We start from the raw sequence: 24,522 nt of genomic DNA, 5'->3' as shown, positions 1-24,522 counted from the left end.
AGTCGTCCGAGAATAATCCCGCAAGCCGAATGAGTTTTGTTAAAATGTCAGGCGTTTTAACAGGTTAACCTTCAATGAGCGTCCCAAAAAAATCTCCCGTTGCGGCCAGTGATACGCAAACTTTTGCACAGCGCATAACCGCGCTGGAGACTATCGTCCGGAACATGGAGTCTGGTGAGTTGCCACTCGAAGATGCCCTCACTGCATATGCGGATGGCATGCAACTACTGCAAGGCTGCCAGGCATCGCTACTGCAAGCTGAACAAACCGTTTTGATTTTGAATCAGCAGCAGCAATTAACCCCTTTCGACATTGAGTGATTGAAATAACCTTCACTTATCGTCATGCGCATTTCATCATTTACATTTGAGCCTTGGGCAACCGTTCACCAGCAACGGGTCGAACAGGCGCTGGACCGCACATTACCTCTAGCAGACATCCCGCCGGCAATCTTGCATGCCGCCATGCGTTACGCAGTGCTAGGAGGGGGGAAACGCGTGCGGGCATTGCTCAGTTACGCCTCTGCCGAACTCGTCGGAGCACCAGCCAGTTCGGCGGATGCGGCCGCAGTGGCTGTAGAGTTGATTCATGCGTTTTCGCTGGTGCACGACGATATGCCATGTATGGATGATGACGATTTGCGTCGCGGCAAACCCAGTTGCCATAAACAATATGGCGATGCCACTGCCCTTTTGGTCGGTGATGCGCTGCAATCCCTGGCATTTCAATCGATTGCGGAGACGAATGCCCCACAAGCTTTGAAACAAGTGCAGGTACTGGCGCTAGCCACTGGTTCACGCGGCATGTGTGGCGGGCAAAGCATTGACTTGCAGAGCACAGGGCAACTGTTAACTCGCCATGCGTTGGAAACCATGCATCAGTATAAAACTGGCGCACTTATCCGCGCAGCAACATTGCTAGGTGCCTATGCAGCAGAGGACACCTCTGAGGCTGATCTTCATTTGCTTACCCACTACAGTGAAAACATGGGACTGGCATTCCAGGTGGTCGATGACATTCTCGATGCCACTGCCGACACCCAGACGCTCGGCAAAACTGCTGGCAAGGATGCCCTACAGGAAAAATCCACCTATGTGAGCCTGTTAGGCATTGATGAGGCAAATACATTGGTAAAGCGATTGTACGAACAAACCTTGCAGCTACTGGCCGGGTTCGATAACCAGGCAGATCCACTCCGCGGGATTGCCCGTTTTATTTGTGAGCGTCCATTCTGATCATGACTTCCCTATTGTCCCGCATTGACTCTCCAGGCGACCTGCGCATGCTGGACCGGTCACAACTGAAAGCCCTGGCAGCAGAATTACGCGCATTCCTGATCCTCAGCGTCTCTCAAACAGGTGGTCACCTGGCGTCTAATCTGGGCGTGGTCGAACTGACGATCGCACTGCATTACGTTTACAACACCCCTGATGACCGCCTGGTGTGGGACGTAGGGCATCAAACTTACCCGCACAAGATCTTAACCGGCCGCCGCGAGGCCATGGCGCAATTGCGCAAGGCTGGGGGTATTGCAGGCTTTCCCAAACGTGACGAAAGTGCATACGATACTTTTGGCACCGGCCATTCAAGCACCTCGATTTCGGCCGCCCTCGGTATGGCGGTTGCGGCCAAAACACTTGGCTCTGATCGCCGCAGCGTGGCGATTATCGGTGATGGCGCGATGACGGCAGGCATGGCATTTGAGGCGCTGAACAATGCCGGTGATATGGACACGAATATGCTGGTGATCCTGAATGACAACGACATGAGTATTTCCAACAATGTCGGCGCACTGAACAATTACCTGGCGCGGCTGATGTCCGGCAAACTGTATGACAGCGTGCGCCGTAGCGGGAAAAAAGTGCTGGATATCATTCCGCCGGTAAAAGAGTTTGCGCGTCGCGCCGAAGAGCATGCCAAAGGTATGGTCACCCCCGGCACCTTGTTTGAAGAATTCGGGTTTAATTACATTGGCCCGATCGATGGCCATGACATTGCCACGCTGGTGGATACCTTGAGCAATATCCGCCAGTTACAAGGACCGCAATTCCTGCATGTAGTCACGCAAAAAGGCAAAGGCTATACCCCGGCCGAAGACAATCCGAACAAATATCACGGCGTCAGTAAATTCGATCCACAAAACGGCCATTGCCTCACTGTGAGTGAATGCCCTACTTATACCCAGATTTTTGGCGACTGGCTGGTGGACATGGCGGCAGCTGATAGCCGGTTGGTCGGTATCACACCGGCCATGTGTGACGGCTCGGGCTTGAACCGTTTTGCTGAAACTTATCCGCAACGCTACTTTGATGTCGGCATTGCCGAACAGCATGCGCTGACCTTTGCTGCCGGGATGGCGTGTGATGGACTGAAGCCGGTGGTTGCCATTTATTCTACCTTCCTGCAACGCGCTTACGATCAGTTGATCCACGATATTGCGCTGCAAGACCTGGATGTGCTGCTGGCGATTGACCGCGCCGGACTGGTCGGTGCCGATGGCCCTACGCATGCAGGCAGCTTCGACCTGAGCTTTTTGCGCTGCATTCCCAATATGGTCATTATGGCACCCAGTGATGAACAGGAATGCCGCCAGATGCTGAGCACCGGCTATCAATACAAAGGTCCGGCCGCCGTACGTTATCCACGCGGCAGCGGTATAGGTGCCGCCACTGCAGCCACACTTGATTCGCTAGAAATCGGTAAGGCAGCACTGGTGCGCCAGGGTAAAAAAGTTGCCATCCTGGCTTTTGGCAGTATGCTGCACCCGGCGTTGCAAGCGGCAGAGTCACTGGATGCTACCGTGGTGAATATGCGTTTCATCAAACCACTTGATACGGCGAAGGTACTTGAAATATCACGCACGCATGACTATATAGTGACTATAGAAGAGAATGCGATCATGGGTGGCGCTGGTGCTGCAGTGATGGAATGCATGCAAGCACACCAAATTGTGAAGCCCGTATTATGTTTAGGTCTACCCGACCGTTTTATCGAACATGGCTCTCATGAAACTATGCTGGCCGATTGTGGTCTAGACAAATCCGGTATTTGCTCGGCTATTGAGAAATTAATAGCTGAGTAGTATATTCAACCATTTATCAAATCGCGGGCACTCCCGCTTTGGAACCCTGATGAATCAACCCGTAATTCCTGCAGTGATTGAAGACGTACAAAACACCCCTGACGTACGCCGGCTGGACATTAACAAAGTCGGTATCAAGTCTATCCGTCACCCGGTGATTGTCAAAGATAAAACCGGCGGTGAGCAGCATACCGTGGCGGTGTTTGATATGTATGTGCATTTACCGCACAATTTCAAAGGCACGCACATGTCGCGCTTTGTTGAGATACTCAACATGAACGAGAGTGCTATTTCGATTGATTCATTTGAAAGCATATTGCGTCAAATGGTAGAGCGCCTGGAAGCGGAATCTGGCTATGTAGAAATGCGTTTCCCGTACTTTATTAATAAGGCGGCACCTGTGTCTGGCGTAAAGAGTTTGCTGGATTACGAAGTCACCTTTATCGGCGAGATCAAGAATGGCCAGTTCGAAATCACGGTCCAGGTCATGGTGCCGGTGACCAGTTTATGTCCATGCAGCAAGCAGATCTCAAACTATGGCGCGCACAACCAGCGTTCGCATGTGACCGTGACCGCATTGCTGAATGAGTTTATGTGGCTGGAAGATTTGATTACCCTGGTTGAAGATCAGGCTTCTTGCCAGTTATACGGTTTGCTCAAGCGCCCGGATGAAAAATTCGTCACCGAGCGTGCTTATGATAACCCTAAATTCGTAGAAGATATGGTGCGTGATGTGGCAGCCCAATTGAATGTAGAAAAACGCATTGTGAAGTATGTGGTGGAATCAGAGAACTTTGAGAGTATTCATAACCACAGCGCGTATGCTTTGATTGAGCGCGATAAACGTACTAGCTAAGCTCTTGCTAGCAAAAAACAGCCCGCATGCGGGCTGTTTTCACATCGGCATCTCGCTAGTGGCTGAACATCCCGCTACGGGCATAGGGTTGGGATAAATGCAGCCCAAACAAAACGATCGCTGCACCTAGCAAAGGAAATAAAGCCGCCAAGGTAAAAGTGAGCTGTCCGCCTAGATACTGAAGCGAAAACCCGCCTAGCAAGCCACCCAGCGCACCGCCAATGCCATAAGCAACGCTGTTATAGATGGCTTGTCCTTTGGCCTGATGTCGGCCATTAAAATATTGCGTGACTACTTCAACCGCTGCCGCGTGAAAGCTGCCAAAGGTGAACGCATGCATGGTTTGCGCCAGCAGCAATAATCCCAAATGATCTGGCACCAGGCCCATCATGGAAAAACGAACCACGCCAATCAGCAAGCTGGCGACCAGAATCGTTTTTAGTTTGAAGCGGCGCATGATCCATGGCATTTTGATAAAAATACCGATCTCGCAAATCACGCCCAATGCCCATAACCAGCCTATCATGCCTTTGCTGTAGCCATGCTCAGCCAGGTAGATCGAGTAAAAGTTATACATCAGACCATGGGCAGTCACCATCATGGCGCAGCCTACCAATAGTGAAATCACCGCAGGCTGCTTGAGTATTTTCCAGACAGAAAACTGGTCATTGGCATGAGGAGGAACATGCGCTTCAGGGAGTTTCCAGGTTAATCCGAACAGTACGCACTGCACAATCAGGATAAACCACAGCAGGCTTTTAATGCCGAACCAGTCGGTTAAATAACCTAGCAATATAGACGCCACGATAAAGCCCCAGGAGCCCCATAAGCGGATTTTGCTGTAATGACCGTTGGTACTAACCAGATGTGCCAATAAGAGAGACTCAGATAATGGCAATGTAGAGCTTGTAAACATACTTAAGGCTGCCATGACCACAAACATGGTCATAAAATCATGTGCCCAGAAAATCGCGGCGAAACCAAATAAACCCAAGAAAGCAGTAGTTCGGATCCAGCGGACTCTTTGCCCGGTGTGGTCAGCCAGCCAGCCCCACAAATTAGGTGCGATGATTCGGCTGACCTGGAACAAGGACATGAGTATGCCTATATCAGCCGGAGAAAAGGATTCTGAGCTGAGGTATAAGCCCCAATAAGGGACAAATGCGCCGACAAAGAAGTAATAGATAAAATAAAAACGCGAGAGATTAAAGTGTAAAGCGTGACTCATGAAATACTCGCGTTCAAAGAATGGCGGTGATCAGCTTGGCAGCCGTCAGTCGATTAGAGCATTGAAGCTTGGGTCATCTTTATCGCGCTACAACGTAGGCACAGTAGATCGCACATCGGCATTCTGCCCACGATGACGCAAAGCATGATCCATCAGCACCAGCGCCAGCATGGCTTCTACAATCGGTGTTGCCCGGATACCCACACAGGGGTCATGGCGGCCGGTTGTTTGCATCATCACCGGTTCACCATTGTGATTAATGGACCGGCGCTCCTGCGGGATACTGGAAGTGGGTTTGAATGCCACATTCACCACAATATCCTGGCCGCTGGAAATGCCGCCCAATATGCCTCCGGCATGATTTGAAGCAAAGCCTTGTGGCGTCAGTTCATCAGAATGTTCGCTCCCACGCTGGGCGATCGATTTAAACCCGGCACCGATTTCCACGCCCTTAACCGCATTAATGCTCATCATTGCATGTGCAATATCTGCATCCAGGCGATCAAAAATCGGCTCACCCAAGCCGATTGGCATATGCTCGGCAACGACGGTGATTTGCGCGCCGACAGAATCACGCTCACTGCGTATCTGGTCCATATAGGCTTCCAGTTGCGGCAGGATTTGTATATTCGGTGAGAAGAACGGATTGCCTTCCTGTGAGATCGCATCCCAGCTGACAAACGGCACTTCAATTTCACCCAGCTGGCTCAAATAACCCCTAATCTGCAGACCAAACTTTTGTTGCAGCCATTTTTTGGCAATGGCACCAGCGGCTACGCGCACTGCTGTTTCACGGGCACTGGAACGGCCACCGCCACGATAATCCCGAATGCCATATTTTTGTGTATAGGTGTAATCTGCATGACCAGGCCGGAATGTGTTCATGATCTTGCTATAGTCTTGCGAGCGCTGATCGGTATTACGAATCAACAGACCGATAGGTGCACCAGTGGTCTTGCCTTCAAACACACCAGACAATATCTCGACTTCATCCGCCTCACTACGCTGGGTGACATGGCGGGAAGTACCCGGTTTGCGCCTGTCCAGATCAACCTGCAAATCCGCTGCTGACAACTCCAACCCTGGCGGGCACCCGTCAACTACCCCGCCGATGGCCGGGCCGTGCGACTCGCCAAACGAAGTCAAGGTGAACAGCGTACCAATGGTGTTGCCAGACATGCGATTCTTTCATTGAATAGATTCACTTATTTTATCATAGACTGGCCTACAGCCTGCCTGTTGGCTTTGCCGCTTACCTTTAGCTTGATTTCCGCATAATGAACGCTTATGCTGAACCCGCATTGTTAATTCGTAAACTTATGGCCAAACGTAAACACTCTCACCGCAAGCATCGCCTGCTTGGCACTTCCAGCCCGGGATTAACACTTGAAACTGCCACGGAAACTGAAGCAACGCCTGCCTGTATCCATAGCATCAGCTACAACGCCAATGATATAGAATCCAGGCAACTGACCATGCACGATATCGTGGAGTGGCAGGCCCCGGCAGAACATACCTCATGGATCAATGTACATGGCGTGCTGGATATCGCATTGCTACAAGCGGTTGCGCGTCGCTTCAAATTGCACCCACTGGTATTAGATGACATCTTAAATACCGAGCAACGTCCCAAGCTGGATACTTACCCGGAATACCTTTTCCTGGAAACACGTTTGTTTTATTACGATGCGGAATCCATGAGTGTCAGCTCCGAACAAATCAGTATGGCGTTGGGACGTGAGTGGTTACTTAGCTTTCAGGAGCGGCCATCCGGCAGTTTTGAACCCGTGCGTGAGCGGTTACGCCAAGGCCAGGTATTGTTGCGTCAAAGTGGCGCGGACTACCTCTGTTATGCATTGCTGGATAGCTTGATGGAACGCTATTTCCAGGTACTGGAAGCGATCAACGAGGATGCCGAGCTGCTAGAAACGCATTTACTGGATCAGCCCAGCCCGGAAGATTTGCAGAATATACATCGTCTCAAACACGTCACTATCGAGTTGCGGCGGGCGGTATGGCCGTTGCGTGAAGTGCTGAACAGCCTGATCCGCAACGAGCATGGTTTTTTTAGTCCGCAAACCTTGCCGTACTTGCGTGACTTGTACGACCACACCGCCCATTTCACAGAGTCTCTTGAAGCGATTCGTGACACACTGAGTGGCCTGATGGATATTTATATGACCAGCATCAGCCAGCGCGTGAACCTGGAAGTACGCGCATTGACGGTAGTGGCCATGCTGTTTATGCCAGCCACATTAATCGCCGGTATTTTTGGTATGAATTTCGAAGAGATGCCATGGACGCATGATCCGTATGGTTTCTGGTGGGCAATCCTTATCATGCTTGGCATTGCATCAGTGATGTTGCTGATGTTCTGGCGGCGACAATGGCTGGGCAGTCGCCATCGTTAGGCTTATGACTAAAGTGTCTTGAGTGTCAGTTTCTTGATGACATCTTGCAGCTCAAAATACAGCGTCATGTAATCACGCGCCCCGGCACTGGCGGGCTCATACTCGAACACGTGTTGTCCCATGCGAGCGCATTCTGCCAAGGCTGCATGTTCTGCAATCTGCGTAAGCAGGACTTCGCTGCCAAACAGGCGACGCATTTCCTGCTCAACTTCGGCAGTCATTTCCTTACGCTTATCTGCGCGTGTCAGCAGGTAACGCCGCTGGACTCGCCGCTTTAATACCGGTTCCAGCGCATTCAGTGCCTTATCGACTTTAACGGCTGAATGGATGGATAAATAATCTGCTGACACCGGCACCAATACCAAATCACTGGCGAAAACGGCACTCAGGGATATCACGCCGATTCCAGAGAAACAATCCATCAAAACTGCATATTCTGCATGCGTTGGCTGCAATTTAGCCAGGCCGTCAGCCAACCTTTTCAAAGTTGCAGGCCCACGGCCAAACTGTGAATCCAGGTTCATCAGTTCTTTATTGGCAGTAATCAGCGGCAACCCGTTACGCAGCGGCTGGATCAACGCTGCCAGAGGCGTCTCTGATTGATAAAACCTGAACAAATGCTTTTGCATATCGAGGCCAATATGTTTGTAAGTCTCAGTCAGGCGCGCCCGCGGATCGATATCTATTAGCAAAACGGGTTTATGCTGGCGTTGCCAGGCAGCAGCCAAATTGAGCGTAGTGGTGGTGGCACCCACATCTGCTTTAGAATTAAAGATAGCGATTTTGAACATACTGGATATGTGCAGGATAAGTTTTTGAATCAAATCCTGTAATGTAATTGCTAATCATCATAAACGATGTTGCGGTCATACACTACTCGCTAATGATCATTAATTGACGCAAGGCTAGTGCCTACGTGTGTTGATGTTGCGAAAGTAGCAGACAAAAAGAAACCCGCAAAGGCGGGTTAAAAGGGGGTTTGGATCAGGAGGAAATCAATGCTAGTCGTTGACAAATCAACCAAGCTAGCCATCAAACAAAACGTTTTGTGTTTCGTTTAAAGATGAGTCTAGTTTAGGAGAGAGTTATTGCAATTATTTGACCGAGCTGTAACTGAATTGTAAAAAGCAAAATTTAATTGTTATTGAATTGTAACCAATACAATCAATCGACTTTAACTCCATGATGCCAAAGACTCAAAACGGGAAGCTGACAAGTAACCATGTCAGCTTCCCGCTTGTAAATTAATGACTAGAAAAGCCTAGCTAAAAAAGTCCCGGGCTTTATCTACCCAGCTTTTATTTTTCGGACTGTGTTTGCCGGCATCCGCCTGGGTACTGCTTTCAAATTCGCGCAACAGTTCCTTCTGCTTTTCAGTCAGGCGCACTGGTGTTTCCACCACCACATGCACCATCAAATCACCATGCTCACTTGAGCGCAATGGCTTAATGCCTTTACCACGCAAACGGAACACACTGCCAGTCTGGGTTTCAGACGGGATTTTCATTTTGGCAGCGCCATCCAGTGTAGGGACTTCGATTTCCCCGCCCAAAGCAGCAGTACTAAAACTGATAGGCATTTCACAATGCAAGTTTGCGCCCTCACGCTGGAAGATCGCATGCTCTTTTAAGTGAACGACTACGTACAGATCACCGGTCGGGCCGCCATTGACACCAGCCTCACCTTCGCCGCTTAAACGGATACGGTCACCTTCGTCTACACCCGCAGGGATTTTGACATTCAGCGTTTTGTTCTGTTTGACGCGACCACCACCATGACAGGTTGGGCATGGCTCTTTTACCATTTTGCCGCTGCCATGACATTTCGGACAGGTTTGTTGTACAGAAAAGAAACCCTGCTGCATACGCACCTGGCCGTGACCGTTACAGGTGGTGCAAGTCACTGGTGAAGTACCGGGACGCGCACCTGAACCATGGCAGGTTTCACAATTAGCCTGCACAGGAATACGGATTTTAGTCTCCGTGCCTTTGGCTGCATCCTCCAGTGAAATTTCCAGGTTGTAACGCAGATCGGCACCTCGATAGACATTCGAGCGCTGGTTACGGCCGCCAGCGCCACCGAAAATGTCGCCGAAAATGTCGCCAAAAGCATCACTGAAATTACCTGAGTTAAATCCGCTGAAGCCCCCACCACCCATGCTGGCGTCTACCCCTGCATGACCATATTGGTCATAAGCGGCTCGCTTTTGCTCGTCGCTTAATACTTCATAAGCCTCTTTGGCTTCCTTGAAGCTTTCTTCAGCTTTTGGGTTATCAGGGTTGCGATCAGGGTGAAACTTCATTGCCAGTTTTTTGAAGGATTTTTTAATCTCCTCATCACCAGCATCGCGGTTCACGCACAATACTTCATAGTAATCTTTTTTTGCGGCTGCCATAGTTATTCCGTTTTAATGCGCTTGCACCATGTGAACAAACACACTCGCAGTATGCGAAGTGTGTTTGCCGGTATCATAAAGAAGGGCAAGTGTTACCACTCGCCCTATCGCGTTAGTCTTTTTTCACTTCTTCAAACTCGGCATCAACCACATCGCCTTCCACCGTTTTTTCATCTTGTGGTTGCGCGCTGCCTTCGGTATTTGCCTGTGCCTGTTGCTCAGCATAGACTTTCTCACCCAGTTTTTGTGAAGCTTCCATCAAGGCATTGGTTTTGGCTTCGATGACTTCTTTATCATCACCATCCTTGGCTACCGCTTCCAGCTCTTTAATCGCGTCTTCAATCTTGGCTTTTTCATCTGCCTCAATCTTGTTGCCATGCTCAGCCAGAGATTTTTTCACGCTGTGCAATACGCTGTCAGCCTGGTTACGGGCATCCACCAGTTCACGGAGTTTTTTGTCTTCATCAGCATATTTAGCCGCATCTTCTTCCATGCGCTGAATTTCTTCTTCAGACAAACCTGAGTTGGCCTTGATCGTGATCTTGTTCTCTTTGCCGGTCGCTTTGTCTTTGGCAGACACATGCAGAATACCGTTGGCATCGATATCAAACGTCACTTCAATTTGCGGCATACCACGTGGTGACGGTGGAATATCGCTCAGGTTAAACTGACCCAGGCTCTTGTTACCGGACGCCATTTCACGCTCACCCTGTAACACGTGAATGGTCACTGCATTCTGGTTGTCTTCCGCGGTTGAAAACACTTGTGAAGCCTTGGTAGGAATCGTGGTGTTTTTCTTGATCAGCTTGGTCATCACGCTACCCAATGTCTCAATACCCAGAGACAATGGAGACACATCTAACAGCAATACGTCTTTAACGTCGCCTTTCAACACGCCACCCTGAATCGCAGCGCCTACAGCGACCGCTTCATCCGGGTTCACATCTTTACGTGGCTCTTTACCAAAAATCTCTTTTACTTGTTCTTGCACTTTTGGCATGCGGCTCTGACCACCGACCAGGATCACGTCAGAAATATCAGAAGGAGACACACCCGCATCCTTCAATGCAGTTTTACAAGGCGCAATCGTGCGTTCGATCAGCTCTTCCACCAGTGATTCCAGCTTGGCACGGGTGATTTTCACTACCAAGTGCTTAGGACCAGTCGCATCTGCCGTAATGTAAGGCAGGTTCACTTCAGTCTGTTGTGCACCGGACAACTCGATCTTTGCTTTTTCAGCAGCTTCTTTCAAACGCTGTTTGGCCAGCAAGTCGTTGCGCAAGTCCAGGCCATTTTCTTTCTTGAACTCATCAGCCAAGAAGTCGATGATGCGGTTATCAAAGTCTTCACCACCCAAGAATGTGTCACCGTTGGTAGACAATACTTCAAACTGGTGCTCGCCATCGATTTCAGTAATTTCGATGATTGAAACGTCGAAAGTACCACCACCCAGGTCATACACTGCAATCTTGCGGTCGCCTTCTTGCTTATCCAAACCAAATGCCAAAGCAGCAGCGGTTGGTTCGTTGATGATACGTTTCACATCCAAACCAGCAATACGGCCCGCATCTTTAGTTGCCTGGCGTTGGCTGTCATTAAAGTAAGCTGGCACAGTAATCACTGCTTCAGTCACTTCTTCGCCCAGGTAGTCTTCGGCGGTTTTCTTCATTTTGCGCAAAACTTCAGCAGAAATCTGTGGAGGCGCCTGTTTATTGCCGCGCACTTCAACCCAGGCATCGCCGTTGTCAGCTTTGCTGATGGTGTAAGGCATCAGATCAATGTCTTTTTGCACTTCTTTTTCGTCAAAACGACGGCCAATCAAACGCTTTACCGCGAACAATGTATTTTTCGGGTTAGTCACTGCCTGACGCTTCGCTGGTGCTCCGACCAGAATTTCGCCATCTTCCTGATAGGCAATAATGGATGGCGTTGTACGCGCACCTTCAGCGTTTTCAATCACACGTGGTTTGCCGCCTTCCATCACGGCTACACATGAGTTGGTGGTCCCCAAGTCAATACCAATTATTTTACCCATTCTTCGTTTCCTTTAATTTTATGAATCACATTCATTGTTAATCAAAACCTCATGTTTCGATAATTGGGATGCCTGAACAGATTTCAAGTCCCTACTTGCAATGTGGTGTAATGTGGCTGTTGGATTATTTTGCCTGGATCACAGTGACCAGCGCCGGGCGCAATACACGCTCATTCAACGCATAGCCTTTTTGCAGTACGCTTAATACCGTATTAGGCTCCCCTTCAGCCGGCACCATGCTGATCGCCTGATGCTTGTTCGGGTCAAACTTCTCGCCCAATGGATTGATTTCTGCAATATTGAATTTTTCAAACACACCCAGCAATTGCTTGGCGGTTAATTCCACACCATTTTTATAACTACTGACATCTGCATTTTCTACGACTAACGCCGCATCCAGACTGTCTTTTACCGCCAGCAATTCATTACTGAATTTCTCCAGTGCAAACTTGCGTGCTTTATCAATATCATCCAACGCACGGCGGCGGACGTTTTCACCTTCGGCTTTTACATATAGTACTTGCGCTTTGGCTTCTTCAAGTGCAGCTTCGAGTTCGACAATACGTGCTTCATGACTATCTGTTTGTTGTGGATTTACCTCGTTGACAGCTTGCTCGTTCGGCGCTGACTCTACGGATGTTTGTGGTTCTTGCATGATGATCCCCTATAGAATTCAAGACTTTTCGTTTCACGATTTCACAAACATGGGGATGCCCCTACTGATTTCAAGGGTAAGTAATCGATTTATCTGAAAATCGAATGGCAACGATTGCGTGGCAATAACAATGATCAAGCTGTAACGCGCTTGATTGCTGCCAAAACCGCAGGAATATCCGGTATCTGCTGCTTGCCGCCTAAATTGATCGCCGCTGCTCTACGCCCACCTGCGACTCCGGTTAAGCCTGGGTCAGTATCCGTATATAAAGCGACTACAGGAATATCCAGTGCCGCAGCCAAATGTGACAATCCGGTGTCAACGCCCACCGCAAATTTTGCCAGCGGAATGACCTGCGCTAATTGCTGCAAACTTAGTTTAGGCAATACGATCGCTGGCGTCACTTGTGCTTGAGTCACTTGCGAAGCGATACGCTCTGCGCGTGCTTTCTCTTCAACTGAAGCCCATGGTAAACACATTACCAAACCGAGTGCAGCATAGTGCTGCCCCAGTGCTATCCAATAGGCTTCAGGCCATAATTTACTGTCGCGGCTAGTTGCATGCAAAGCGATCCAAAAGCCGTTTGGCAATTTCAATGCTTCAGGCAAATCGGTAGCTAGTGACTTCCCACCTGGCAACCCATAATCCGGCAAATCCTGCGGCACTGCATATCCTAAACTCAACGCCACTAATGTACGGATACGCGTCACAGCATGTTGTTGATAAGAGATAGCATATTGATGCTGGTAAAAACGGCTTGCCAATGGCTCGCGGATAGACTGCGCATCATAGCCATAACGCGGCCCATACGCCCAACGCGTCATCCAGGCACTTTTAACCAGGCCTTGCACATCAATCACGGCATCATAAGTGTGGGTGGCGATTGCGCGTTTAACGGCTCTCACTTCCCGCCAGGTTTCGCAGCTTAGCAATTGCTTTCGCCAACGCCGCATGGCAACGGTAAACACCTGCTGAACGTGTGGATGCAAACGGGGAATATCGGCAAAACTTTCTTCTACCAGCCAGTCAATCTGCGCATCCGGAAAATGCTGCAATATGTCTTGCACGGCTGGCAAAGCATGGATCACATCGCCCATGGAAGTGGTTTTGACAATCAGAATCCGTTTCATGGGCGCTATTTTCGCATACAATCTCGGCCATGAAGTTTGCTTTTCTGATATTCAAATATTTCCCCTATGGCGGCGTACAGCGTGACATGCTGCGTATCGCAAAAGACTGTGTTGCGCTAGGTCATCAGGTAACGATTTTCACTGGTGAATGGCAAGGGCCGCAGCCAGCAAATATTCAGGTGAAATTATGTGCCAGCAACGGCTGGCGTAACCATACTAAACATGCCAGCCTGATCAGCGCGATGCAACAGGCTGTGCAGGCAGAACCTTTTGACCTGGTGGTAGGTTTTAACCGCATGCAGCCGATAGACGTCTATTTTGCTGCAGACTCCTGCTTTATTGCTAAAGCGCATGAAGAGCGGCCGTGGTGGTATAGACTGACCAGCCGCTACCGCTGGTTCCAGCAGGCAGAAGCATCCATCTTTTCGCCTGCCAGCAAAACGCATATCCTGACGCTCACGCCGCAAGAGCAATCGACTTTCCAGCATTGGTACAATACCCCTAATGAACGCTTCCACCTGATCCCGCCTATCCTGGATCCGCAGCGCTTTCCCGATTTTGATCGGGCACAAAGAAAGCAATGGCTGGCAGACACATTCAGCATCTTGCCTGAGCATAATGCATTGCTACTGGTGGGTTCCGGCTTTAAAACCAAAGGCGCAGATCGTGCAGTGAGTGCGATTGCTGCCTTGCCTGAACACTTAAAGAGTACAGTACGCATGCTGATCATCGGCCAGGATAATCCCCGCTGGCTGCAAAAACACATAGCGGCGCAAGGTTTAACCAACCAAGTACAAGTGCTTGGCGGACGCGATGATATTCCGCAATTAATGCAAGCTTGCGACTGGCTGGTGCATCCGGCCAGGCGAGAATTGGCAGGCCACGTTTTGCTGGAAGCGATGGCGAGCGGTTTGCCTGTCCTCACAACAGAGGTATGTGGCTATGCACCGCACATTTCAAAAGCCGGTGCAGGGTTAGCCCTCCCGAGTCCATTCGATCAGGAAGCACTCAATAAGGCACTGGCCAAGGCGTTATCCTCAGAACGGGAACGATTTAGCCAGGCGGGACTCACTTATTCAGCAGAATTAATGCACAATAACCCAGGAAAGGCAGAAGCTCAGATACTCACACAGTTAGCTTCAGGAAACTCATTGTCCGAACAATCACTTAGACCAGCATCACGCAGTCGCAGGACACAGCTTTGGCTGTCTCCTAAACACGCGCAGGCATTACAGCGATATTCGTTTGAAGACTTTATGGCGTTGCAGGGTTATACCGTGCGCGCTGCAGCCAATCGCAAAACCATGCGTATCAATATTGACGGGCATTCCTACTTTATCAAGCAACATGAGGCCACCGGCTGGCGCGAAATTGCCAAGAACTGGCTCACTTTCAAGCGCCCTATTATTGGCGCGATGACTGAAGTTCGCGCGATTCAGGCGCTGGAGAATCTCGGCATCGCAACGACACCCATCGCAGCTTATGGTATACAAGGTCATTGTGCGGCCAGCCAGCGCTCATTTTTGCTGACCGAAGATTTAGGTGACATTCATTCGCTGGAAGACATTTGCAAAAGCTGGCAATCGCAACCTGCCGCAGCAGAAACCCGCCAGGCGATGTTGATCGCAGTGGCCAAACTGGCGAAAAAATTCCATGGCGCAGGCTTGTGTCACCGTGACTTTTATCTATGCCATATCGCTTTGCAAAAAAACGCCACACTGTCTGCTGACACAGCGTTTTACTTACTGGATCTGCACCGCGTGCTGCATGGTGTTTCTCCACATGGCACAGAAGTACGCAAAGATATTGCCGGGCTGATTTTCTCTTGTATGGATTTCGGGTTTACGCGCGAAGACTGGCAAGTATTTAAGGCACATTACCTGCCACAAAGTGACGACTTCTGGGCAAAAGCATTTGAACGCGGTGATCGTCTGCATGCGAAATTCCATAGTCCAAAGCAGCAAACTAAATACAAGCAACAGCGCGAAGCAACCGATTTATAGCTCGGCTATGCGCCAAGGATACACTTAGCGCACGCAGTGAAAATTACTGGATTGTTTATTCGGCAGTACGTCCAGGCATAAATGGGATATTGCGCAATTTATCCGCTGCCGCTTTGCTATCTTCACTTCGCTTTAACGCATAGGCTTTGGCTTGTTCCAACAGGGCGGCGGATGGCAAATTGGGGTCATCAGGCAATGCTGAAAGTCTTTCAAAACTTTCCTCATAAGAATTAGCGACTTCCTCATCAATCTTGGTCGCTAACTCATCAAAGCTGATACTGCCCTCCCGCCCTTCGAGCATGAGCTTGTTCCACTTTCGGTTGGCTTGCTGGTCTGTGAGATTGAATTTTTGTACCTGTTTGCGGATGGCCAGTTCTTCATGCCAGCGATATTTAGGTTCCGGCAAATGCGTCAGTAAAATCGCGATCGCTAATAACCAACTTAAACCACTGAATAACCGCCATTTTTGCAGATACAGGTGATGCGTTTCGCTGGCCGGCAGCAATAATATTGCGCTAACAATCCCGGTCAAAAAGCCGCCGATATGCGCTGAGTTATCGATGCCAGGGATAATAAATCCCATGATGATAGTAAGCGCAGAAAATGCCAGTGCGCCCCAGAACAGCCAGCGGAATTCGACCTGTTGCATGTGTTGCCTGGCATACCAGACATACACCAGCAGCGCGCCGTAGATACCAAAAATGGCACCCGAAGCGCCACCAGAGACTGCCTCATTGCCCTGGATCACAAGCGATAACAGATTACCAGCAATACCGCTGACGATATAAATACCTAAAAAACGCGCCGGGCCAAACATACGTTCAACCAGCTTGCCTCCATCCCACAAGGCCAGCATATTCATGCCTAAATGCAATGCGCCAAAATGCAGGAACATGGCAGACCCCAATCGCCACCATTGTCCATCGGCGGTAGCTGGCGCAAAGTTGGCGCCCCAGGTCAATTGCACATTGTTGGGCGAATGCCAGAAACCGGCACCACCCCATAGCATGATCACAAACACCAGCAGGTTGAGCGCAATCAATACCTTGGTGACTGGTGGCACCGGAACGTGCATGCCAATCTGGCTCAGGGGAGAATGGCCCATTTCTGACTGTTTTACCATCAGGCTTTTTGTCCTAGATAAGGCAAGTGCAAAACAGGCGGCTGCTGTAACCAGGCGACCAGTGTCTGCAGGTTTTCTGGCTGCATACGCATTTCAGGGTCAACCTGGTTGGCAACCCAGCCGCAAAAAGAAAGCTGTTGTTGCTGCAAAACCTGTCTAGTCAGCAACGCGTGATTAATACACCCGAGGCGCATGCCGACTACCAACAGTGCGGGCAATTCGAGCATTCGCAGCAGATCACCCATGGTTTGCGTTTCATTGAGCGGCACCAGCAAACCGCCCGCGCCTTCTACAATGACCACATCTGCCAACCCGGTCAGCGCAGTATAGGCAGCTTTAATGACATCCAGTTGAATTTCTACACCTGCCTGTGCGGCCGCAAGGTGCGGGGCTATTGCCGGCTGGAAACAGTAGGGATTGACCAGTTCAGGTGGCGCCTGCACATTCGAGGCGGCGGTGAGTTGCATGACGTCATCGTTTTGCCAGCGGCCATCGACCCACTCGCAGCCGGATGCGACAGGTTTCATCCCCACCACTTTCAATCCTTGCGCTGCAAAGTGCTGCATCAAGCGCACCGTCACTGTCGTTTTTCCGACGCCGGTATCAGTCCCGGTGACGAAAAAATGGCGCGGTAACGAATTGATTGTCATTGCCTATTCCGCTGAGCCTTTGCGAGGCATCAGTTTTATCGGGCTGCTGCCTGGTTCGGTATATGGCTGGCTACCTGTCCAGGCGTGCACAAACACAACTTCATAGGTCGCTGGTAGCTTTCCCTGCTGGCGAAAACTTTCATAACCCTGGCGCAACTTCTGCAAAAAACCTTTTCCGGTCAACCCTTTAGGTCGCCCGGCGGTGGCATTGTGTGCGCCAATCGCCTTAAGGTCGCGCATCACCGACTCAACGGTATCGTAAGTCAAGGTGTAATGCATCACGTCCAGCACCGGCGCATTGAAACCGGCGCGGGTCATGGCATCGCCGATATCATGCATATCGATAAAACGGCTGACATGCGTATGATCGGCACCTGAAGCTGCCCGCAATTCTTTCAAGGTATCCGGCCCCAATGTCGCGAACATCAGCAAGCCATTCGGTCGTAACACCCGACGAAACTCCTGCAGAGCAGCATCCAGGTCATTACACCATTGCATGGCGAGGTTGGACCACACCATATCGACGCTGCCAGGGGCTAAAGGAATGTTTTCAATATCCGCACAGATAAATCGGGGTTGTGATTGCCAGAATCGATATCGGGGGAATAGTGCACGCGTGCGCGCCAGCATGCCCTCAGCGATATCCAGCGCGATACCTTTTGCGGCTTTATATTGTTTGAGTAAGGCGTATAAACCATGCCCGGTGCCACATCCGGCGTCGAGGATGACTTGAGGTTGCAACTTGACCACATCTAGCCGGCTGAGCATTTCTTCCCGCACCTGTCGCTGCAAAATGGCTGCGGCATCATAATGTTTTGCCGCACGATGGAACGCCTGCCGCATGCGCGACTTGTCTATTGAATATTCATCCTGCATTCAAGTCTCCGCGACAGCGCGCACCGCGGAGTCTTCGGCCATAAAAGTCTCGACCGCTTCGCAGAAAGCATCGGCATGCGAGAGAAACGGCGCATGCGCTGCCCCGGCAATCACACGTAATTTTGCGCGTTGCAGATGCATCGCCAACCAGTGTGCTGCACTCACCGGCGCTAGCGTGTCACGATCACCGTGGATAATCAGGGTTAGATGATACAGGCGGCTGATTTCTTCACGTATATCCGTTTGTAACAGGATATCCAGCGCCAGATTCAGGCTTTCCTGTGTCGGCGTTGGCTTGGCAGCGAAAGCGATACGTAACTGACGCACGGTGCTACGGGCGTCTTTAGCATGCATGCATTGCAACGTCAGGAAATTGAGCAAGGTGGTTTGAAAGTCTTTTTCAAAGCGCTCATTGAATTGCTGGAAATGCCGGGCCTCAATCCCGTGCGGCCAATCCGGCTTGCTGACAAAACAAGGGTTGTTCCCCACCAGAATAAGCCTCTCAACCCGGTCCGGCTGGTTTAAAGCAATGCGCTGCGCAACTAAGCCACCTAGTGACCAGCCTAGAATGCTTGAGACACCAGGAATTTCCTCGGCGATGGTTTCAGCCAGGCTATGCAAATGATAGGGAGTAATCGGGCGGCTTTGGCCCATGCCTGGCAGATCTACCAGGAACAAGCGGTAGTTGGCGGACAGGCGTTTAGTGATGCGCTCCCAGACGGCACTATTCATGCCCCAGCCATGCAGCAGCACCAGCGGCTTGCCTTGGCCCATCATTTCAATGAAACAACTCATGCCTGTTCCCTGGCCGGAATGATGCGCTCGGCCTCATGTAATGCATCAATCAAGGCACGCACATCTTGTTCGCCATGCGTGGCAGAAAGCGAAATACGTAAGCGCGAGCTGTTCACCGGTACGGTAGGCGGACGAATGGCAGGGACCAGAATGCCGCGCGTTTGCAGATATTGGCTCAGCGCCAGGGCCTCGAAATTATCACCGACAATTAATGGCTGTATCGCAGTTTCTGATGGCAATAAACGCCAGCGGGTAAGTGATAACTCACTTTTCAGCAAATTGATCATGGCAAACAATTGTTGCCTGCGCGCATCGCCATGTTCAATTTCATGCACTGAAGCTAATAAAGCTGCCGATAATGGCGGTGGTGCTGGGGTGGTGTAAATATAGCTGTTGGCATACTGGATCAGGTAATCAATCACCACCTGCTCACCTGCGACAAACGCGCCGGCAACTCCGGCGGCTTTGCCCAGCGTACCCATCATGATTAAACGTGGCGATTCCAGGCCCAGATGTTTCAATGTGCCACGTCCTTGCGGGCCCAACACACCAAAACCATGCGCATCATCTACATAGAGATAAGCATCGTAACGCTCACAAAGCTCAAGATAAGCCGCCAGCGGTGCAATATCGCCATCCATGCTGAATACGGCATCTGCAGTAATCAATTTGTGGCGGGCAGTACTGGCTTGCAGCAGCTTTTCCAAAGCGGCGACATCGTTGTGCGGAAAGCGGTGGTGATTGGCGCGTGACAAAAAAGCGCCATCATTCAGGCAGGCATGGTTAAGCTTGTCCGAAAACACTGCGTCGTCGCGTCCCATCAGGGCACTGATCACGCCGATATTTGCCATGTAGCCGGTGGAGAATAATAACGCCGCCGGTTTGCCCACTAATGTCGCCAACGCATGCTCGAGTTGATCGTGATAACGGTGATGCCCGGTAATCAGATTAGAGGCACCACTTCCTACACCCGCCTCTGCAGCCGCTTGTTGCAAGGCTGTCACCAGCGCAGCATCGTTTGCCAGGCCAAGGTAATCGTTACTACAAAATGAGAGAAATCGCTGACCATTGGCAGTGATATGCTCGGCTTGCGGCGAATCCAGCAAACGACGCTGACGCGTCAGGCCCAAGGTTTTTCGCTTTTCGAGATCAGCTTGTAAAAAATCCAGCATATTAAGATAGGGATTCACGGAATAAGTAGTTGAGCGAAATGAAGCGCGGGCACGGAACGCAGAAACCGAGATAATATGCGGCATACAGCGAGGTGACGAGGCTTTGATTAAATATCCCGCGCAATGACGCAATTCGCTCGCGCAGACACTTATCCCGTAAACCCATACTTAGATCTTCTTAAGGCCTAATTTGGCAAACAGCGCATTGTCAGCATCCGCTTCCGGGTTGCCGGTTGTGAGCAATTTTTCACCGTAGAAAATACTGTTGGCGCCAGCCAGGAAACACAATGCCTGCACAGCATCGCCCATACTTTGACGACCAGCAGACAAGCGTACAAAGCTATTTGGCATCGTCACGCGCGCAGCTGCAATCGTGCGCACGAATTCCAGTGGGTCCAGCGCTTCGGTACCATGCATAGGCGTCCCTTCAACCTGTGTTAACAAGTTAATCGGCACGCTTTCAGGAGGTTGCTCCATATTTGCCAACTGCGCCAGCAAACCGGCACGCTGTGCACGGCTCTCGCCCATGCCGATAATGCCGCCACAGCAGACGTTGATATCCACACTGCGCACGCGATCCAAAGTATCCAGACGGTCCTGGTAAGTGCGCGTGCTGATCACATCACCATAATATTCCGGCGCAGTATCCAGATTATGGTTGTAATAATCCAAACCGGCTTCTTTCAGTTGCTCTGCCTGACCATCTTTCAGCATGCCCAAAGTAGCACAGGTTTCCAGGCCCATTGCCTTCACTTCAGCAATCATTTTCAACACCGGGTCGAGGTCACGCTGTTTAGGACCGCGCCAGGCAGCGCCCATGCAGAAACGGCTGGCGCCACTGTCTTTAGCCGCTTGTGCCGCCGCCAGTACGTCATCCAGCTTCATCAGAGGTTCATTCTCTACCTCAGTGTGGTAACGTGCCGCTTGCGGGCAATATCCGCAATCCTCGGAACAGCCACCGGTTTTAATCGAGAGCAAGGTACTCACCTGCACGGCATTAGGCTCATGGTGCGCTCTGTGCACGAGTTGTGCCTGATGCAGCAAGTCATTGAACGGCAGTTCAAACAATGCCATGATGTCATCGACCGACCAGCGTTCGACAGTTACATGATCGCAAGTGCTGGCGGCTTTCAGGCCATCGATATTAATGATGGAAGTTTGCAGTTCGCTGTGACAAGCGTCAGAAGATGTTTGTTGTTCCATAGTAATCGCAGACAGTATTTAAGATGATTTTAATTGGGCTGAATTATAGGTTGTTTACCCTTAACCGTGAAAAAATTTTACAACAGCTTAAATATTAATCATATGCGTTTTTTACCATGGCTGGAAGACTGGTTAAAACACAGCCAGCCTTGCCCTATGTGTGCAGCGCCTGCCCAGAGATATCAACATACACGTTCGTCAGAAACCAAAAATGGTCGTGCACCATTTTGCCATGATTGCGCTGCCGCATTACCCTGGTATACCGCATCGCGCTGCCCGCAATGCGCGCTGCCTACCTTGAATGGCGATTATTGTGGTATCTGCCTGCAGCATCCACCGGCATTTGACCAGACGCTTGCACCTTTCCGCTATGCTTTTCCGCTAGACCGCTTGTTGCAACAATTTAAGTACCATCAGCAATTACCCATAGGCAAACTAATGGCGGAGGCTATGCTGCCTCATTTGCCGCCATTGTTAGCCGCAAATCTGCCGGACGTGATGATTGCCATGCCCATGCATACACAGAGGGTGCGCCAGCGCGGCTTTAATCATGCCTTGGAACTGGCGAAGCACTTACAACAGGCATTGAAGATTCCGCTGGATATTGAAGGTTGCACACGTGTGTTGGACACTCCGTCACAGGCCGGTATGGATATGAAAACCAGGATCCGCAATTTACGTGGCGCATTTGCTTCACAAAAACACTGGGAGGGAAAACATGTGCTGGTTGTTGATGACGTCATGACCACAGGTGCCAGCATGCATGCGCTGGCAAAAGTACTTAAACAAGCGGGGGCAGGACAAGTGTCGGCGCTGGTATTTGCGCGGACATTAAAAAATACAGAAGAGTGAAACGCTATTTCAGGTCAGGAATAACTTACCGCGCTAGAAACTTACTCATCACGTGCTGGCACTGAACCCCCGAGCTGACGAATGCGTTGGTTAACAAATTCGGCTAAGCGCTCACTTATCGGCATGGCTTGCGTTGACTGTAATTGTTGCAAGGCTTGTGCATTTTTCCCGCTTGCCTGTAACGAAATAGCATATGCCACCACCCACTGCGCCTGACCCGGTCGCAAAATAATCGCCCGCTCAAAGTAAGGCAAAGCTGCCTGATGCTGGCCAAGCTGCTGACAAGCAATCGCCTGCATCCATTGGCTTTCTGCATCACGCGCCAATACATTGGCAAATGGTTTTAAAGTCAGTAATACCGCCTCAGGCTGATTGTGTGACAACTGCCATTTAGCCAGGGATTTGGATAACCCGACTTGCTCCGGATTACGCTTGATACCTGCCTGTAATACGGCAACAGCTTCAGCCTCCTGTTTGGTTTCAAACAGGTAGGCAACCAGTAACTGCCTTGCATCTTCAGATTGCGGGTAAGTCACCAGTGCCTGACGTAACGTCGTCAGCGCTTCGCTTAAGCGCCCTTTCTGCTCGTGATCAACTGCTTTTTGAATGAGCAAATTCACTTCCTGCTCCGGCCGCACATGCTTGTTCACCGTGCCATTGGATTCTGTAGCTGATTCGGCACTGGCTTTGTTTTTACCAGCATTGCCGGATTCCAGTGGTGGTTCAACTACGGAAACGACCGTTCCTGAAGAATTACTTTCTGCAGGTTTGATGGAAAATTCGCCTTCCACTTGTGGTGCTTCAGCTTTGGCTGAAGCTTGCTTAGACGCAACTGCTTGCGTAGACAATGGCGCAGGCGTCACTTTTTGACGAATGGCCGGCTTGGTCACAGACTCAGCAAGCTCGGCTTGCCATTCGCTAAACAGAGATTTGGTTAATTGCGGATGCGCATCCACGACTGGATTGCTCGCACCCAGTGGCGGTTTTGTTGTTTCTACAACGGAAGTTTTTGCAGGCACTGGCGTGACTGAAAGCTTGGCTGGTGCAATGTCAGCTGCAGATGTTTTCTCGTTGCCCCATTGAGTACTGGTTAAAGTTGACCGGTAAACTGCTGCCAACTCGGCCCGGTTGAATATTATCCAAGCGACTAAACCTGCAATCACCAATAGCCAAATCAGGCGTTTGGCCCATAAACCGGAAGTAGAGGTTTGATGTGTCAACACCGGCTTGACTTGTTGCCCGGCCCAGCCATCGCTCGTGGTCCCGCCCTGACGCGCTTCAACATCTTTCAACACCTGATTAATTAAACTCACTGCTTGTCCCCAATACCTTGTTACCGGCCAACACCGGCCAAGGCCGTATGTAAAGCCAGCCACCATTTAAAACCGTGGCTCCACCAACGGTGTTGGGCCTTCACGCTAGCCTGTGTATCCAGGATCGCGGCTTTCACATCTTCGGCTAATACCCCTTGTTGACCTCTGCCGAATGCGGACAGCAGAGATTTGTGTGCGAGAATATTCAGCAACCGGGGAATGCCATTAGCATAGCGATACAGTAAGCGCATACTCGCCGGCGTGAACACCATGCCGCCTTGATATCCGGCTACGTGCATGCGGTGATTCAGGTAAAACCCGAGTTCTGACCATTGCAGGCCCTTTAGCTGATATTCAAAACTGATGCGCTGGCGTAACTGTCGGATCGATGGATGATTGATGCGCTCTTCGAGTTCAGGCTGGCCAAAAATGACGACCTGTATCAATTTACTTTTTTCGGTTTCCAGATTACTTAGCAGGCGCAAAGCCTCCAGGGTTTCCAGAGGCATGGCTTGCACTTCATCCAGGCAGACAATCACATGAGTGCCTTCTTCAGCAAAGGTAAGCAGTTTGCGATGCAGCGCATCTATCATGTCATGATGGGTAAAATCCGGTTTGAAAGCCACGCCGAACTCGGTGGCCAATGTCATCAACAAGGCATGCGGATCAAGATACGGGTTAGGGATAAACGCCACTTTGCAGGTGGGTTCGAGTGCTTTGAGCAGGCGGCGGCACAACAGCGT

The 24,522-nt window shown here is 50.5% G+C and carries 22 protein-coding genes; 7 read left to right on the top strand and 15 right to left on the bottom strand.

Features of this window, described 5'->3' with window-relative positions:
* Window positions 1-74: 74 nt before the first annotated feature.
* The 4 genes from xseB to folE2 are packed head-to-tail and all read left to right on the top strand — an operon-like array spanning window position 75 to window position 3,938.
* Window positions 75-320: an exodeoxyribonuclease VII small subunit gene (xseB, locus tag VK958_RS07865; protein ID WP_229007930.1), complete on the top strand. Its 246-nt coding sequence runs from the start codon at window positions 75-77 to the stop codon at window positions 318-320.
* Between the two features lie 24 nt (window positions 321-344).
* The gene (locus VK958_RS07860) at window positions 345-1,235 is read left to right on the top strand and encodes a polyprenyl synthetase family protein (RefSeq protein WP_325240464.1); all 891 of its coding nucleotides are present in this window, start codon (window positions 345-347) and stop codon (window positions 1,233-1,235) included.
* Window positions 1,236-1,237: 2 nt separating this feature from the next.
* Complete coding sequence (gene dxs, locus VK958_RS07855) at window positions 1,238-3,082, top strand: 1-deoxy-D-xylulose-5-phosphate synthase (RefSeq protein WP_325240462.1); 1,845 nt, start codon at window positions 1,238-1,240, stop codon at window positions 3,080-3,082.
* Window positions 3,083-3,131: 49 nt separating this feature from the next.
* Complete coding sequence (gene folE2 / locus VK958_RS07850) at window positions 3,132-3,938, top strand: GTP cyclohydrolase FolE2 (RefSeq protein ID WP_325240461.1); 807 nt, start codon at window positions 3,132-3,134, stop codon at window positions 3,936-3,938.
* A 55-nt stretch (window positions 3,939-3,993) separates the two neighbouring features.
* On the opposite strand, the gene VK958_RS07845 is transcribed toward folE2, so the two are convergent.
* Together VK958_RS07845 and aroC are read right to left on the bottom strand one after the other, a co-directional pair.
* A complete protein-coding gene (locus tag VK958_RS07845) occupies window positions 3,994-5,166 on the bottom strand; it encodes an MFS transporter (protein ID WP_325240460.1) in 1,173 nt (390 codons plus the stop codon).
* Between the two features lie 87 nt (window positions 5,167-5,253).
* On the bottom strand, window positions 5,254-6,345 hold the full coding sequence (aroC, locus tag VK958_RS07840; protein ID WP_325240458.1) for a chorismate synthase: 1,092 nt from the start codon (window positions 6,343-6,345) through the stop codon (window positions 5,254-5,256).
* A 140-nt stretch (window positions 6,346-6,485) separates the two neighbouring features.
* Between aroC and corA the strand changes: the two genes are divergently transcribed.
* Entirely contained in the window at window positions 6,486-7,577 is a 1,092-nt protein-coding gene (gene corA, locus VK958_RS07835; RefSeq protein ID WP_325240456.1) for a magnesium/cobalt transporter CorA, read from the top strand.
* An 8-nt stretch (window positions 7,578-7,585) separates the two neighbouring features.
* Here the strand turns inward: corA and VK958_RS07830 are convergent, their stop codons facing one another.
* The 5 genes from VK958_RS07830 to waaC all read right to left on the bottom strand — a co-directional run bounded on the left by VK958_RS07830 (window position 7,586) and on the right by waaC (window position 13,792).
* Window positions 7,586-8,368 carry a ParA family protein gene (locus VK958_RS07830; protein ID WP_325240454.1) on the bottom strand — a complete coding sequence of 261 codons (783 nt, stop codon included), beginning with the start codon at window positions 8,366-8,368 and terminating at the stop codon, window positions 7,586-7,588.
* Window positions 8,369-8,838: 470 nt separating this feature from the next.
* On the bottom strand, window positions 8,839-9,972 hold the full coding sequence (gene dnaJ, locus VK958_RS07825) for a molecular chaperone DnaJ (RefSeq protein WP_325240453.1): 1,134 nt from the start codon (window positions 9,970-9,972) through the stop codon (window positions 8,839-8,841).
* 112 nt (window positions 9,973-10,084) lie between these two features.
* Window positions 10,085-12,007, bottom strand: a complete 1,923-nt coding sequence (dnaK, locus tag VK958_RS07820) for a molecular chaperone DnaK (protein WP_325240452.1) — start codon at window positions 12,005-12,007, stop codon at window positions 10,085-10,087.
* A 124-nt stretch (window positions 12,008-12,131) separates the two neighbouring features.
* Window positions 12,132-12,662 carry a nucleotide exchange factor GrpE gene (gene grpE, locus VK958_RS07815; protein WP_325240450.1) on the bottom strand — a complete coding sequence of 177 codons (531 nt, stop codon included), beginning with the start codon at window positions 12,660-12,662 and terminating at the stop codon, window positions 12,132-12,134.
* Window positions 12,663-12,796: 134 nt separating this feature from the next.
* On the bottom strand, window positions 12,797-13,792 hold the full coding sequence (gene waaC / locus VK958_RS07810; protein ID WP_325240448.1) for a lipopolysaccharide heptosyltransferase I: 996 nt from the start codon (window positions 13,790-13,792) through the stop codon (window positions 12,797-12,799).
* A gap of 29 nt (window positions 13,793-13,821) precedes the next feature.
* Here waaC and rfaP point away from each other — a divergent pair, with 29 nt between their 5' ends.
* Entirely contained in the window at window positions 13,822-15,795 is a 1,974-nt protein-coding gene (gene rfaP / locus VK958_RS07805) for a lipopolysaccharide core heptose(I) kinase RfaP (protein ID WP_325240446.1), read from the top strand.
* A gap of 55 nt (window positions 15,796-15,850) precedes the next feature.
* Here the strand turns inward: rfaP and VK958_RS07800 are convergent, their stop codons facing one another.
* The 6 genes from VK958_RS07800 to bioB form a co-directional block, all read right to left on the bottom strand.
* On the bottom strand, window positions 15,851-16,918 hold the full coding sequence (locus VK958_RS07800; protein WP_325240444.1) for a rhomboid family intramembrane serine protease: 1,068 nt from the start codon (window positions 16,916-16,918) through the stop codon (window positions 15,851-15,853).
* A complete protein-coding gene (gene bioD / locus VK958_RS07795) occupies window positions 16,918-17,568 on the bottom strand; it encodes a dethiobiotin synthase (protein ID WP_325240442.1) in 651 nt (216 codons plus the stop codon). The genes VK958_RS07800 and bioD overlap by 1 nt, the downstream gene beginning before the upstream one ends.
* A gap of 3 nt (window positions 17,569-17,571) precedes the next feature.
* On the bottom strand, window positions 17,572-18,444 hold the full coding sequence (bioC, locus tag VK958_RS07790) for a malonyl-ACP O-methyltransferase BioC (RefSeq protein ID WP_325240440.1): 873 nt from the start codon (window positions 18,442-18,444) through the stop codon (window positions 17,572-17,574).
* Window positions 18,445-19,239 (bottom strand): pimeloyl-ACP methyl ester esterase BioH, encoded by a 795-nt coding sequence (gene bioH / locus VK958_RS07785; RefSeq protein ID WP_325240438.1) that lies wholly within the window; start codon window positions 19,237-19,239, stop codon window positions 18,445-18,447.
* Entirely contained in the window at window positions 19,236-20,411 is a 1,176-nt protein-coding gene (bioF, locus tag VK958_RS07780) for an 8-amino-7-oxononanoate synthase (RefSeq protein ID WP_325240467.1), read from the bottom strand. The genes bioH and bioF overlap by 4 nt, the downstream gene beginning before the upstream one ends.
* 168 nt (window positions 20,412-20,579) lie before the next feature.
* Entirely contained in the window at window positions 20,580-21,614 is a 1,035-nt protein-coding gene (bioB, locus tag VK958_RS07775; RefSeq protein ID WP_325240436.1) for a biotin synthase BioB, read from the bottom strand.
* 102 nt (window positions 21,615-21,716) lie between these two features.
* On the opposite strand from bioB, the gene VK958_RS07770 reads away from it, so the two are divergent.
* Entirely contained in the window at window positions 21,717-22,466 is a 750-nt protein-coding gene (locus tag VK958_RS07770) for a ComF family protein (RefSeq protein ID WP_325240434.1), read from the top strand.
* A 41-nt stretch (window positions 22,467-22,507) separates the two neighbouring features.
* On the opposite strand, the gene VK958_RS07765 is transcribed toward VK958_RS07770, so the two are convergent.
* Window positions 22,508-23,779 carry a tetratricopeptide repeat protein gene (locus VK958_RS07765; protein WP_325240432.1) on the bottom strand — a complete coding sequence of 424 codons (1,272 nt, stop codon included), beginning with the start codon at window positions 23,777-23,779 and terminating at the stop codon, window positions 22,508-22,510.
* A 20-nt stretch (window positions 23,780-23,799) separates the two neighbouring features.
* The coding region (locus VK958_RS07760) for an ExeA family protein (protein WP_325240430.1) at window positions 23,800-24,522 on the bottom strand (723 nt) is incomplete at its 5' end.

The sequence above is a fragment of the Methylophilus sp. genome, assembly GCF_035460085.1.
Lineage (GTDB): Bacteria > Pseudomonadota > Gammaproteobacteria > Burkholderiales > Methylophilaceae > Methylophilus.
The sequence above is the reverse complement of the archived record's forward strand: the minus strand, read 5'-3'. Positions and strand labels throughout refer to the sequence as shown.

Excerpts from the sequence above, each read along its gene's own strand:
- xseB (WP_229007930.1), top strand. The coding sequence starts at position 75 with ATGAGCGTCCCAAAAAAATCTCCCGTTGCGGCCAGTGATACGCAAACT.
- VK958_RS07860 (WP_325240464.1), top strand. The coding sequence starts at position 345 with ATGCGCATTTCATCATTTACATTTGAGCCTTGGGCAACCGTTCACCAG.
- dxs (WP_325240462.1), top strand. The coding sequence starts at position 1,238 with ATGACTTCCCTATTGTCCCGCATTGACTCTCCAGGCGACCTGCGCATG.
- folE2 (WP_325240461.1), top strand. The coding sequence starts at position 3,132 with ATGAATCAACCCGTAATTCCTGCAGTGATTGAAGACGTACAAAACACC.
- VK958_RS07845 (WP_325240460.1), bottom strand. The coding sequence starts at position 5,166 with ATGAGTCACGCTTTACACTTTAATCTCTCGCGTTTTTATTTTATCTAT.
- aroC (WP_325240458.1), bottom strand. The coding sequence starts at position 6,345 with ATGTCTGGCAACACCATTGGTACGCTGTTCACCTTGACTTCGTTTGGC.
- corA (WP_325240456.1), top strand. The coding sequence starts at position 6,486 with ATGGCCAAACGTAAACACTCTCACCGCAAGCATCGCCTGCTTGGCACT.
- VK958_RS07830 (WP_325240454.1), bottom strand. The coding sequence starts at position 8,368 with ATGTTCAAAATCGCTATCTTTAATTCTAAAGCAGATGTGGGTGCCACC.
- dnaJ (WP_325240453.1), bottom strand. The coding sequence starts at position 9,972 with ATGGCAGCCGCAAAAAAAGATTACTATGAAGTATTGTGCGTGAACCGC.
- dnaK (WP_325240452.1), bottom strand. The coding sequence starts at position 12,007 with ATGGGTAAAATAATTGGTATTGACTTGGGGACCACCAACTCATGTGTA.
- grpE (WP_325240450.1), bottom strand. The coding sequence starts at position 12,662 with ATGCAAGAACCACAAACATCCGTAGAGTCAGCGCCGAACGAGCAAGCT.
- waaC (WP_325240448.1), bottom strand. The coding sequence starts at position 13,792 with ATGAAACGGATTCTGATTGTCAAAACCACTTCCATGGGCGATGTGATC.
- rfaP (WP_325240446.1), top strand. The coding sequence starts at position 13,822 with ATGAAGTTTGCTTTTCTGATATTCAAATATTTCCCCTATGGCGGCGTA.
- VK958_RS07800 (WP_325240444.1), bottom strand. The coding sequence starts at position 16,918 with ATGGTAAAACAGTCAGAAATGGGCCATTCTCCCCTGAGCCAGATTGGC.
- bioD (WP_325240442.1), bottom strand. The coding sequence starts at position 17,568 with ATGACAATCAATTCGTTACCGCGCCATTTTTTCGTCACCGGGACTGAT.
- bioC (WP_325240440.1), bottom strand. The coding sequence starts at position 18,444 with ATGCAGGATGAATATTCAATAGACAAGTCGCGCATGCGGCAGGCGTTC.
- bioH (WP_325240438.1), bottom strand. The coding sequence starts at position 19,239 with ATGAGTTGTTTCATTGAAATGATGGGCCAAGGCAAGCCGCTGGTGCTG.
- bioF (WP_325240467.1), bottom strand. The coding sequence starts at position 20,411 with ATGCTGGATTTTTTACAAGCTGATCTCGAAAAGCGAAAAACCTTGGGC.
- bioB (WP_325240436.1), bottom strand. The coding sequence starts at position 21,614 with ATGGAACAACAAACATCTTCTGACGCTTGTCACAGCGAACTGCAAACT.
- VK958_RS07770 (WP_325240434.1), top strand. The coding sequence starts at position 21,717 with ATGCGTTTTTTACCATGGCTGGAAGACTGGTTAAAACACAGCCAGCCT.